This window comes from Agrobacterium tumefaciens (assembly GCA_025559845.1).
Taxonomy (GTDB): Bacteria; Pseudomonadota; Alphaproteobacteria; order Rhizobiales; family Rhizobiaceae; genus Agrobacterium.
This window is the reverse complement of record CP048469.1, coordinates 1,823,572-1,836,275: the sequence shown is the minus strand read 5'-3', so window position 1 is coordinate 1,836,275 and position 12,704 is coordinate 1,823,572. Positions and strand designations below refer to the sequence as shown.

General features: G+C 57.8%; 12 protein-coding genes and 2 tRNA genes. All 14 read left to right on the top strand.

All coding sequences use genetic code 11. The features are described 5' to 3' along the window. Positions 1–98 precede the first annotated feature (98 nt). A complete protein-coding gene (locus FY156_09330) occupies positions 99–1,382 on the top strand; it encodes a site-specific DNA-methyltransferase (protein UXS03100.1) in 1,284 nt (427 codons plus the stop codon). After that, positions 1,379–1,753 carry a hypothetical protein gene (locus tag FY156_09325; protein UXS01652.1) on the top strand — a complete coding sequence of 125 codons (375 nt, stop codon included), beginning with the start codon at positions 1,379–1,381 and terminating at the stop codon, positions 1,751–1,753. The genes FY156_09330 and FY156_09325 overlap by 4 nt, the downstream gene beginning before the upstream one ends. Positions 1,754–1,973: 220 nt before the next feature. Further along, positions 1,974–2,828 (top strand): DNA (cytosine-5-)-methyltransferase, encoded by an 855-nt coding sequence (dcm, locus tag FY156_09320; protein ID UXS03099.1) that lies wholly within the window; start codon positions 1,974–1,976, stop codon positions 2,826–2,828. Between the two features lie 235 nt (positions 2,829–3,063). Further along, positions 3,064–5,319 (top strand): AAA family ATPase, encoded by a 2,256-nt coding sequence (locus FY156_09315; GenBank protein UXS01651.1) that lies wholly within the window; start codon positions 3,064–3,066, stop codon positions 5,317–5,319. A gap of 264 nt (positions 5,320–5,583) precedes the next feature. Beyond that, positions 5,584–5,871 (top strand): hypothetical protein, encoded by a 288-nt coding sequence (locus tag FY156_09310; protein ID UXS01650.1) that lies wholly within the window; start codon positions 5,584–5,586, stop codon positions 5,869–5,871. A 202-nt stretch (positions 5,872–6,073) separates the two neighbouring features. Then, positions 6,074–6,484, top strand: a complete 411-nt coding sequence (locus FY156_09305; GenBank protein ID UXS01649.1) for an HNH endonuclease — start codon at positions 6,074–6,076, stop codon at positions 6,482–6,484. A 587-nt stretch (positions 6,485–7,071) separates the two neighbouring features. After that, positions 7,072–7,536, top strand: coding sequence for a VRR-NUC domain-containing protein (locus FY156_09300; protein UXS01648.1), 465 nt, complete (start codon positions 7,072–7,074; stop codon positions 7,534–7,536). A gap of 38 nt (positions 7,537–7,574) precedes the next feature. Beyond that, entirely contained in the window at positions 7,575–8,492 is a 918-nt protein-coding gene (locus tag FY156_09295; protein UXS01647.1) for a hypothetical protein, read from the top strand. Between the two features lie 138 nt (positions 8,493–8,630). Then, positions 8,631–8,707, top strand: a tRNA-Met gene (locus tag FY156_09290). An 85-nt stretch (positions 8,708–8,792) separates the two neighbouring features. Next, positions 8,793–8,867 (top strand) — tRNA-Trp (locus tag FY156_09285). A gap of 19 nt (positions 8,868–8,886) precedes the next feature. Then, positions 8,887–9,207 (top strand): HNH endonuclease, encoded by a 321-nt coding sequence (locus FY156_09280; GenBank protein UXS01646.1) that lies wholly within the window; start codon positions 8,887–8,889, stop codon positions 9,205–9,207. Positions 9,208–9,325: 118 nt separating this feature from the next. Next, on the top strand, positions 9,326–9,781 hold the full coding sequence (locus tag FY156_09275; GenBank protein UXS01645.1) for a terminase small subunit: 456 nt from the start codon (positions 9,326–9,328) through the stop codon (positions 9,779–9,781). 10 nt (positions 9,782–9,791) lie between these two features. Next, positions 9,792–11,450: a terminase large subunit gene (locus FY156_09270; GenBank protein ID UXS01644.1), complete on the top strand. Its 1,659-nt coding sequence runs from the start codon at positions 9,792–9,794 to the stop codon at positions 11,448–11,450. Between the two features lie 23 nt (positions 11,451–11,473). Then, complete coding sequence (locus FY156_09265; GenBank protein UXS01643.1) at positions 11,474–12,703, top strand: phage portal protein; 1,230 nt, start codon at positions 11,474–11,476, stop codon at positions 12,701–12,703. Position 12,704: the final 1 nt, after the last annotated feature.

The following is a 12,704-nucleotide window of genomic DNA, read 5'->3' as shown; positions in this document are numbered from 1 at the left end:
GGACACCCACCGCGCCACCAACGCGGCTTCCGCTTCGGCGGGGACACCACATAAGAGGAGAGAATATGACGAGCATTGCGATGCACGACGGCAGAGTCGTGCTGCATCAGGCCGACTGCCGCGACGTTCTGCGCGGACTGGCCGATAATTCCATCGATAGCGTTGTGACGGATCCGCCGTACGCGCTGGTGTCCATTCAGAAGCGATTTGGCAAGCCGGGCTCTGCGCCGGCTAAGGACGTTTACGGGCGTGGTGCGGCCGGCTTCATGGGTAAGCAGTGGGACACTGGCGAAGTCGCGTTCTCCGAGGAGTTCTGGGCCGAGGTGCTGCGTGTTCTGAAGCCTGGTGGCCACGTGGTCGCGTTCTCCGGCACGCGGACCTATCACCGCATGGCTGTCGCCATCGAGGACGCGGGCTTTGAGATTCGCGACCAGTTGGGCTGGGTCTACGGGTCGGGGTTTCCGAAGTCGCATAATCAGCATGGCGATTGGGAGGGATGGGGCACGGCGCTCAAGCCTGCATGGGAGCCGATCTGCCTTGCTCGCAAGCCGTTGTGCGGGACGGTTGCCGCGAACCTGGCCGAGTGGGGTGTGGGGGCAATCAACGTGGATGGGTGCAGGATTGGGGATGAGGAGCGAACATACGACCTGAAGGGCGGGGAAAATCTCAACGCAATAGCTCGAGAAGGCGGCAATGATTCCACGGAGGCTAAGGGCCTAGGCGCTTATGGTATAGGTGCAAAGCAGGTTAGCGTCGGCAGGTCTACTGTAGTCGGACGCTGGCCAGCTAACATCCTCCACGACGGCAGCGACGAGGTGTTGGCGGCGTTCCCAGACGCAAAGGGCCAGCAGGGCTATGTTGGGCCGAAACACGGCGAGCGCCCAAGCAAGGGCATCTACGGCGACTTTGGTGCGCGCGAGCGCTTCTCCCCACGCATCGAGCTGGACAAGTCAGCAGCCCGCTTCTTCTACTGCGCCAAGGCCAGCCGTGCGGACCGGGATGCGGGGCTGGAAAGCGCGACAAAAGCGACGACGAGCGACGGCCGGGCCGTCGCTGCTGATAATGCCTACCAGCGTGGAAAGACGCTCCGTGCAAACACCCACCCAACCGTAAAGCCCACCACGCTAATGCAGTGGCTTTGCCGCCTCATTACGCCACCTGGCGGCATTGTCCTAGATCCATTCATGGGCTCTGGCTCAACGGGCAAGGCGGCTGTTCTCGAGGGCTTCCAGTTCATCGGCTGCGAGCGCGAGGACGAATACGTGCCTATCGCAACTGCTCGAATTGCGTGGGCGATAGGCGCTTCGGAGAAGGGCGTGGTTTCATCTGCGGTACCCGCGAATGACAATCGTCCAGCTGATTTATTTGGGGTGGCAGCATGACCAAACTCCCGACCACCCCAAGACAGCACACGCCGACGGTCGACGCCGACCATAACCCCACCACCTGCTTTGTCTGCGGCATGCACGCCTTCGGGATTGGCGTGAACGCCAGCAGCCGCGACAAAGACCCTCACTACATCTGCCGGAGGTGCGCCGTGGGCATCGATAATTACAAGAAAATCGATCGGCTCGATGACTACGAGCTGCGTGCCCTAGATGCCGGCGTTGATGCCGTCGGCGAATACATCGCCGAGCATGGCGTGACGGACCTGGCGCACTTCGACGAGCTCATGCAGCGCATGATGGTCAAGGCTGCGTGGGAGGGTTGTGCGCGGGGGCTGCGGGCGGCGCTGAGTGAGGCGCCGTTTTAGCGCCATGTCACGTAGACCAAAATTATGAAGGAAAGGATGCCAGCGATTTCGTTGGCTACTTGCAGATAAGCCATGGGGTTCGCCCCTCCTGAGGGCGTTGTGACCGATTCGGCATCTGCAGAAACCACAATATTTGGTTTGCCGGACCAAGGCAAGACCACACCATATAGAGGAGATCAAAATGAACCCGCCTATTGCGGTAAATGACAATCACACCGGCCTGCGCTTCCTGTCTGTCTGCTCAGGAATCGAGGCCGCCTCGGTTGCTTGGCACCCGCTTGGCTGGAAGGCTGTGGCTTTCTCGGAGATCGAGAAATTCCCGTCGGCCGTACTCAAGCACCATTACCCAGATGTTCCGAACCTTGGAGATATGACCAAATATGAGGAATGGCCAGACTTTGCAATTGACCTTCTTTGCGGAGGAACACCCTGCCAGTCTTTCAGCGTCGGCGGTCTTAGGAAGGGGCTTGAAGACCCGAGAGACAGCCTCATGCTCACATACCTCGCTATCGCTAGACGATATAAGCCGAAGCTTATCGTCTGGGAAAACGTTGTCGGTGTCCTGTCTTCTAACGGAGGACGGGATTTTGGAACCTTCCTCGGGGGGCTGGCAGAGTGCGGGTATGGGTTCGCCTACAGAATTCTCGACGCTCAGTTTTTCGGAAGCGCCAAGCAACGTCGTCGTGTCGTCGTTGTTGGATGTCTTGGAGATGCCACCGCCGCCGCAAAAATATTATTTGAGCAAGAAGGCCCTGCTTGGCGTCCTACGCCGAAACGAACGGAGGTCGTGTCGGTTTGTCTTACAGCACGAGGCCCGGGTTCTCTCGATGACCGAGAAACGTATGTTGTTGATGGGTATGGTGTACGGCACCTAACCCCCTTGGAACATGAGCGCCTACAAGGGTTTCCTGACAATTATACGAAAATCCCATATCGCGGGCAGGTTGCGGCAGACCAACCTAGAAGCAAGGCTTTAGGCAACAGCTGGGCAGTGCCCAAGTTTGTGTGGCTCGGTCAGCGTATTCATAAACTGATGCCTGCCAACGACATCATCACATTCAAGGAAGCAGCCTAATGAACCCAGCACTTTGGGCCGCAATCATCGCCGCGCAACTAAATCGTCCTGAGTCCACGTCATCGGGTATCCCATGGTGCACCAGTAAGACGGAGCCACCAATGCCAGCGTGGCCACGATTTCTGCTGTGGCTCATACGGCGTCGGACACAGCGCCGATCGCTCGCCAAGACGTGGGTGAAACTGGATGACTGGCTTTGGGATCGGTACTTCTCGGCCATTGAAAAGGACGCAGCATGACGCAAACGCCGCTTGAACTAGCACAACATTATGTCGCCCAAGGTCTTCCGGTATTCCCCTGCCGATCGCACGCCGAGGAGCACGTCGACCAGGCAACCGGCGAGATCGTCACGTTAGGCGAAAAGACACCTTTAACCCCGAACGGATTCAAAGGCGCAACGCGCTTTCCGCGCATAATCGAGAGATGGTGGTCGGACTGGCCGGACGCCGCCGTTGGTCTGCCAACAGGTGAAAAGACGGGCTTCTTTGCGCTGGACATCGACAACAAGCCGGGCGGCGCTAATGGCTTCGACTGGCTGGCTGAGATGGAGGCCGAGCACGGCCCGTTGCCCGACACGGCGCGCGTGACGAGCCCGAACGGCGGGCTGCACATCTACTTCAAGTACGTCGTGGGCACGCGCAACCGCGGCGCTCTTGGTGCTGGTGTGGATATCCGGTCCGAGGGCGGCTACGTCCTGGCCGCTGGCAGCACGATGGCCAATGGGCGCTCCTACAAGTGGGAAACGGAAACGCGCGAGATTGCGGATGCGCCGGCTTGGCTGCTCGACCTTCTGCTGCCGAAGTCCGCGCCAGCCCATACGCAGTACAGTCTGTCGGCGGCCACGAACAACGCTTACGTGGATGCAGCCGTGGACCGAGAACTGGCGGACCTTGCTGGGGCTCCCATGGGCACGCGCAACAACGCGCTCAACGACGCAGCATTCTCGATCGGCACTATCGTCGGCGCTGGTGCGCTCAGCGAGGCAGAGGCGCGCGCATTGCTCCAAGACGTCGCACGTGGATGGGGAAGGGACTGGTCACGTTGCTGCAAGACCATCGAGAATGGCCTGAAGGCTGGCATTCAAAACCCACGCCACATTCCGGAACCTGACTTCCCGGCTCACGACAACACGCGTTTGGTGGACATCACGCGCATGATCCAGCGTGGGCTTGAGAAAGGCAGGTTGCGTGAGCAGTCTGCTGCCGTAGACGACGACCTTACCGTACGGGAAGATGTGCCGCAGAACCAAGCTAATGTTACCGATCGGGAAGATGAGGAACGCGAACAGGAGTTTGCCGGCCACCCTGGCGCAGGGGAACCCGCAAACGACAACGCGCCAGAAACGCAATCACCAATCACGGCAACGGCGTTCAAGTGGATCGACCCCAAGACCCTGCCACGCCGCGAGTTCGCTTACGGATCGCACTTCATCCGCAAGTACGTGTCCGTCACGGTGTCGCCAGGCGGTCTGGGCAAGACGTCTGCCAGCATAGCGGAAGCAATGGCGATGGTATCGGGCAGGGCGCTGCTCGGTACCAAGCCGCCGAAGCGTTTGCGCACATGGATATTCAACGCCGAAGATCCGCGCGACGAAATGGAGCGTCGCATCATGGCGGCGTGCATACATTACAAGCTCAAGCCTGCCGACCTTGAAGGGCATCTCTTTCTGGATAGCGGCCGCGAGCAAGAGCTTGTCGTCGCCATCGAAGACAAGAAGGCTGGTGTGCGTATTCAGCAGCCTATCGTCGAGGCGGTGGTCGAGCAGATCGAGCGCAATGGCATCGACGTAATGATTGTCGACCCGTTCGTGTCCACGCACGGCGTCAATGAGAACGACAACGGCGCGATCGACAAGGTGGCTAAGCTTTGGGCGCAGATCGCCGACTATACCAACTGCTCGATCGACATCGTGCACCACCTGCGCAAGGTGGCTGACCGAGAGGCGACAGTTGAAGATGCTCGAGGGGCCGTGTCACTGATCGGTGCTGCGCGCTCCGTCCGCGTCCTTAACCGGATGTCGGCCGATCAAGCCAAGGATGCGGGAATTAGCGAAGGTGACCGATTCGGCTACTTCTATACGACCTATGGAAAGTCCAACCTGACGCCGCTTTCGCATAAGGCGGAGTGGCGTCATCTGGTGTCGACGCCGCTTGGCAACGGAACCGGCCTTGCTCAGCCGCAGGACTTTGCGCCGGTGGTGACGGAATGGCAGTGGCCGAGCGCCGAGGATGTAGCAGGCGACCTCACAGGAGACCAGCGTGCGTCCATTCTGGCGGCTGTGAGCGCGTCCGATTACAAGAAGTCACCGAAGGCCAAGAACTGGGTAGGCGGCGCTGTCGCGTACGCTGTGGGGCTGGATTTGGACGATAGCGTGCAGCGCAAGCGTGCGGCCAGTCTTGTGACTGCCCTTATGCGTGAAGGTGCGCTGGTCGAGCGGGAGGAGCGGGATCCGGTCAGGCGGGAGCTGGCGGTGTTTGTGAGGGCGGCGTGAAAAGGCGGTACAAGCAAGAATAGGGGCTTCGGCCCCTTTTTCTTTTGTAGGCTTATTGACTTACTAGTCGTATTAGCCTATATGCGTACTTACCAACACCACTGAGGAGACAGTAATGACATACTTTGTGACCGCCCTGACAAACAACGCGGCCCGTCTGATAGTTAGCGAAACGTGCACGACTGACAAAATTGTCGCTGATATGGTTGCCGCCCACCTTGAGGCGCAGGGCTACGTCGTTGTACGAAAGCAGGAGGCTTAAGCGTGAATATCACCCATATGGAAGCACTCAAGAAGGCTCGCATGATGGCTGAAACTGCACGCCCGGCGCTCACCGACCACGAGTTTTGGAACAACGATTACACGGACGATATGATCGCTATCGTCCGCGATCCAAAATTCATGTCACAGGGCACATTTTTCACCTACGCACTGGCGCAAGAAGACCGCGACTTCTGCGAGCGTTTTCTGCTCCGCAGCCGTGAGATCGAGATACAGGACCGTGCAGTTAGGGAGCGCCTTCGTCGAGAGGCAGAATTAAAAGCCGCATGACCAACGCCGAATTCCGAGCAATCCGACAGAGACTGGGCCTCACGCAGGCCCAGCTTTCGCAGGTTCTACAATACGCGACTGCCCTCACCGTCAGCACTTATGAGCGCGAAAAGAACCCACGCCAAATACCAACGCACGTCGCGCTGCTAATGCTTGCGTATGACGAGGGATACCGGCCGAAAGATTGGCCGAGGGAGGCTTAATGAATTACGCAACTATGCCGTGGCACGCCGTTAGACCTATGGTACAGGAGGCCGTGCTTAGAAAAACGGGTGGTCTTTGCTATTATTGCGGGGTGAATTTCGGCGAGAAGTACCACATTGATCATGCGATTCCTTCGTCACGCGGCGGCTCGAACAGGCTGGAAAACCTCGTGCCATCGTGCGCACAATGCAATTCTGAAAAGAGCGATAAGACCATCGACGAGTGGCGATATCAAAAAACGATAATGCGCCTGACGGCCCAGGGCGTTGCGCCGCATTTCACCGTTAAGCAGATTTCTTGGCTCATCCACCACAACTTCAACATCTTCGATGGCGTCGATCTACACGAGTTCTGGTACGAGACCGAAGCCGCAAACGACAATCAGCAATACAACCAAGAAGCATCATAAAATTCGCGTTAAAGTTTGCACGGATACCAAAATTCTATCCGTGCAGTAACTGTGCACATCCGGGCGGAGACACCTGCACAGCGCTGCCCGGTTAGTGCACGTTTAGTAGGGTATATATTTAATATATACCCCTACACGTGCAACCGTGCAGGGCGGTGTGCCGCGCGCACGGTTCTCAAGATGATTTATCTGGGCAACGGGCGGCGGGCATAAGGGCGGTTGATATGCAACCTGCCTTTTGAATGGAACTCGAATCAGGGTGGTCGCATTTGCGGGTCAGAAGGAGGCCGCAATGCCAGACAATGAAACGCAGCCATACACCGTCGAGCAATTGCAACAGGAATACTCGGTCAGTCTGCCAAAGGCCGTCGAGGTCATGGATCGCTTCGGCGGAGATCGGCGCACGATCAAAAAGCTGATGAAGCGATGTCCGCATCGCGGTGACGAGCACTAGTCCAAAGGCCGGCTGAACGCCGGTCTTTTCTTTTGGCTAAAAAATATTTCACAATTCGACTACCCGTTTTCGACCCTCTTGCTGAAAGTATGTGTGTCGCCACCACGACACCACACCACCAGAGGAGGCCAGCATGCAGCAAACAACCCGCATCAACGGCAAGCGTGTCGTCATCCGTACTTCGTCCAAGGGCAAGGTCTCCGTGGTCGACGCCCCGATCAAGGAAAGCGAAGGGCAGGCTGCCCAAGTCAGAGCCCTGCGTTCGCTCCCAGAGTACGGCCGCCAGTTCCTGCTGGCAGGCGACATGAACAGCGCGAAGCGCGGACCGCGCGCCCAAGCTGACGCCATCGCAACCGGCATGACGCCAGGCGAAGCTGATCTGCGGATTTATCTCAAGGGCGGCGTGTTGCGGATGATCGAGAACAAGGTCGGTAAAGGTCGGCTGTCTCCGGCTCAGGTTGATCGACATGCATCACTCGCAAGACTTGGTCATCCAGTTGAGGTCGTGCGGTTCACGTCCACAGCAGAAGCTGCCAGCAAGGCGGTAACACTGGTCAAAGGCTGGCTGGCCGACAACGACAACACAAAGCAGCAGTAGAGGCGCCTACCACGCGTCAGCACCACAGGGGAGACGATATGACCAGACACGGATCACTTGCAGAGCAGCTCGCGGCAGTCCGCCGCTTCGTGACCGAGCCAGATCACGACCCTGAGCCGCTACAGACCAATTGGTCTGTCGTTCCAGCGAATGACAACAACCCGGATGAAATCGAAGACCTGAAGCACGATCGCAAAAGGCTGGTTACCCCATCGGTGGCCGAGATCATGAAGAACGTGGCAACAGGCGAGGTTGAGCGCAACGAAGCAGGGCAGATAGTCCGGATCGGTAAATTGCGGTTCAGCGACGGCACCCAGACTGAGAAGGCTTATCGCCTCACCATTGATGGCGGTGTGGAGGAATACGCTGCAAGGATGCCGGCAGGCTCACTGCTAGGATCTCGCGACAAGGTGGATGTTGCGTTAGGTGGAGACGACAACCCGCAAGAGGTCACCGAAAGCAACCAATACTTCGCTGACATGCTCGACACCAAGAAGGCCAGATACCTTACCGGTAAGAAGCATAAAGGGCCGCGCGTGAGAATGACGGCAGACGAGGCGCGAACGGAGCTAGCCAAGGCTTACGCCAACACCGACATGAGCAAGGTTACATTCACTCGCTGCCCTGATGGACTACCGTGTGGCTCGGCCAAGATCGCAGATAGCTTTCTGGGGATGCAAAAGACCACATGCGCTGGCGGTGGATCCATGATGTGGCAGGACATCGTTACTGCGATGGCTGATCGCAAGGAATGGTTCGACGCGGTCGATGAGTTGAAGGACGAAGACAGGGTTGTATTGGAGGCGGTGAAAACAGCGCAGACATACCAGGACGTTGGTGTCGCTGTAGGGCAGTCACCGAAGTACGCCAAATATAACGGCGGTGGGAAACGAGCGCTTATTGCAGCAAATGACAATCTAATGGCGACAATAGAAAAACTTGGGCGACGTGTTTAAATTCCGCGATCTCGGAGAGAGTAATGTGAAGGGGTGGCGCAACGTAGTTGCGAACCCCACCACGCTCCGAGCGCTCTAAGCGTCGGACCCATCGCCATGCTGCACTTGTTGCAGCCTCTGAGCTTTGGGTAACTATCACGTGGAGTAGAGCAGTCTGGTAGCTCGACAGGCTCATAACCTGAAGGCCGTGAGTTCGAATCTCACCTCCGCAACCAATCCCATGCGCGTACTCCTCCGCTTGCATGGTGATCGTGCGGCCCGTTCCCTTTGCTGGTTGAGCGGGCCGCTTTTGTTTTCTGAGGGCGTATCGCCTAACGGTAAGGCAACGGTCTCCAAAACCGTCGATGTTGGTTCAACTCCAGCTGCGCACCGCCACATACTCACAGGCAACACAATGCCCAACCCCTACGGCCGCTCAGCAGAAGCTGCACTTTACCGTCGTCTCTACAAGAAAGCACGATGGGCGCGACTTCGTGAGGCTCATCTTGCTGCCGAGCCTTTGTGTCGGTTCTGCTTGGCCATTGAGGATGTCACCGAGGCTACGGTGTGTGACCACATCAAGCCACATAAGGGCGATGAAGCTTTGTTCTACGACCCAGGTAACCTGCAATCACTATGCGCTCCATGCCACGACACGTTCAAGGCTCGCATTGAGCGAGGCCAGCAGGCGGTGGTGATTGGGGTCGACGGATATCCGGTCGATGTCGGTGGGTAGGGGGGCATCGGAAGTCTAGGGCCGACCGGCCAAGGACCGCCGAGGTAACACAACGCAAGTGCAAACACAGATTTTTGCCTAGCGCGTGCGCAAGCGCGCGTGCGCGAGGGGATTTCGCATGTCTGAGAAGAAGAGCCGCGTAGACAGCGTTGCTGAGGCCGTGAGGATTGCCTCTGCGGCCGCCGAGGAGATTGAGTTTCCTGAAAACGTGCCGCTCGACGACGGCGACGTACCTTTTTTCAAGAACGTCATTGCTGAATACGCCCGCGCCGAATGGTCGGCGCATCAGCTTGAGATCGCCGCGATGCTGGCGCGCACGATGGCCGACCTTGTGAGGGAGCAGGATCTGCTCCGCACCGAAGGTTCGGTTGCATACAGCGAGAAAGGGACGCCGCTGGCGAACCCGCGCAAGGCCATCGTCCAGATGCACGCTTCTTCCATTCTGTCGTTTCGCCGATCGCTGGCGCTGCATGCGCGAGCCGTGCAGGGTGAGGCACGCGATGCCGCGAAGCGACGAGAGGCAGCAAAAGATATCGAGGCGGGTGCGAGTGTGGACGACGAACTGCTAGCGTAGAGGATGATGAATGATTGGCCAAGATTTGAGTTGGCCGCAGAACGTGCTGGATGCCATCAAATGCGGCCCGGTTCCTCGTCGAAGAGACTGGCGCAACCTTCCTGTAAACGAACTGACTCGCGGGGAGAAGGTCTGCAGATTTGCAGAAATGCTCGCCGTGCCGGAGGGAAAACTTGTAGGCAAGCAGATTGTTCTCCTACCGTTTCAGGAATGTTTCATTCTTGCCTGTTACGACAACCCAGCGGGTACAGGCAGAGCATATCTCTCCATCGCCAGGAAGAATGGGAAGACCGGCCTCATAGCTTGCTTGACGCTGGCTCACATTATTGGGCCGGAGGCGTCACTCAATAGTCGAATTATGTCGGGTGCTAGGTCGCGCGAACAGGCTGCGGAAGTCTACAACTACAGCAGTAAAATGCTGATGCTGTCTCCCAAGCTTAAGGGCCTGTACCGGATTATCCCTTCTGGGAAGACTATCGTAGGGCTGAAAAAGAACGTGACCTACAAGGCGAGCTCCGCTGAGGCTAAAAGCGCTCACGGCGGCAGTCCGAGGGTCGCCGTTCTCGATGAGCTGGGGCAGATACGGGGTCCAACCGATGATTTCGTTGAGGCGATTGTCACGTCGATGGGCGCTCACGGCGACGAAGCGATTATCTTCGGAATATCCACCCAGGCCGCGACAGATAACGACCTGTTCAGCCGTTGGCTTGATGACGCGGAAGCGTCAAAGACGCCGAGAACGGTAAGCCATGTTTATTCGGCTCCCGTCGATTGCGATGTGATGGACGAGGACTGTTGGGCTGCCGCTAACCCCGCACTCAATGTGTTCAAGTCAGTTTCATCCGTACGCGACGACGCAGACCGTGCATCACGTATGCCAACCGAAGAGGCCAGTTTTCGCTGGTTGCACCTCAACAGCAGGATCGATGCCAATGCTCCGTTTGTGTCGCCGGCTATTTGGCGAGCGTGCAACGCTCGAGTTGTGGACTTTGATGGTCTCCCTGTCTTTGGCGGGCTCGATCTTTCTGAGGTGAGCGACTTGACTGCTCTGGTGCTGATGGCGCCAAAAGAGCAGGAAGGTAAGACCATTTGGCATGTGCGGCCGACGTTCTGGTTGCCGGGCGACGGGATACGCGCGAAAGCCAAGGCCGACCGCGTGCCTTATGATACCTGGCATGACGCTGGCCATCTTGAGGCCGCACCCGGTAGAACAGTCGATTACGAGTTCGTCGCCAATCACCTGCGCGACCAGTTCGAAGACATGGACATCCGCAAAATCGCGTTTGACCGTTGGAATTTTCGGCATCTGAAGCCTTGGCTGCAGAAGGCTGGCTTTACCGACGATCAACTTGAAGGCGAAGACGCAGTATTCCAGCCTTTCGGGCAGGGCTTCCAGTCTATGTCTCCGGCTCTTCGCGAGTTGGAGGGCGTCATCCTCAACGGCAATCTCGCTCACGGTGATCACCCAGTTCTGACGATGTGCATGATGAATGCCACCGTGAAGGCAGATCCTGCCGGCAACCGAAAGCTGGTCAAGCACAACCGCGAACGCCGCATCGACGGAGCCGTTGCCCTTGCTATGGCGACCGCGATGGCGGGGACGTACGAGGGTGGCGAGAGTGGAAACATAGACGACTTCGTCAACAATATCATTTCTGTCACCTGGTGACGGCAACCTAGTGGTGAGGCCTGATGGGCTTTTTAGATAGATGGGTCGGAAGGCCTATCAAGCTCACCGACGGCGAGTTTTGGCGAGGCTTCTTCGGCCTCGGCACCACGTCCGGGGAGACAGTCACGATTGAGAGTGCCCTTTCGCTTGATGCGGTATGGGCGTGCGTCAATCTAGTGCAGAACGCGGCTGGCACGTTACCTTGCATCGTCTATGGCGAGGACGGCGTTACAGTCGACAAGAATGCTCCGCTTTACGAGCTTCTGCACGACATGCCGAACATGGACGACACTGCGCCAGAGTTCTGGTCGATGGCAGCGATGTGCTTGCTTCTTGACGGAAACTTCTTCGCAGAGAAGAAAATGAACGGCGAGCGGCTCGTCGCGCTAAATCCTCTCCATCCCCTCAGTGTCGATGTGTGCCGGTCAAAAGACGGTCGGAACAATCGCTATTACGAGGTGACGGAAGACGGCAAGAAGCGCCGAGTGCCAGAAGGCAAGATGTTCCACGTCCGTGGCGTTCGCTTGCCTGGCTGTGACCGAGGAATGTCGCCTATCGGTGTTGTCCGCAACACTGTTGGGAATGCCCTAGCTGGCGAGAAAGTCGCTGGCAAGATGTTCAAGAACGGCTTGCTTTCGTCGCTATTGGTAAGCTCTGACCAGATACTAAAGGCTGATCAGCGCAAGCAGATCGCCGAGACGCTGACGCAATTCGCAGGCTCCGAAAAAGCCGGCGGGGTGACGGTGTTGGAGGCTGGCTTTAAGCCGTATCCGATGTCGATCAACCCCAAGGATGCTCAATTCCTTGAGGCGCGACAGTATAGCGTCGAGCAGATCTGCCGCATCTTCGGTGTGCCGCCCGTTATGATCGGGCACGCAGCCAACGGCACGACCACCTGGGGCAGCGGCATCGAGCAGCTTATCCTCCAATTCACCAAGACCTGTATGCGGCCGATGCTCAAGCGCATCGAGGCGGCAATCTATCGTGACTTGCTGGACGCAAAGACCAGGAAGACCACGAAGGTGAAGTTCAACATGGAAGAACTCTTGCGCGGCGACAGCACGGCGCGAGCAGAATTCCTGTCAAAGATGGTCACGAACGGCATCTACCTCGTCGACGAGGCTCGCTCTTACGAAGACAAGGCGCCAGTCGATGGCGGCAACAAATCTATCGTGAACGGCACGATGACGCGCCTCGATACGCTCGGCAAGACCGAAACTCCGGCACCAACGCCAGCAGCGCGCGCTGCATAAG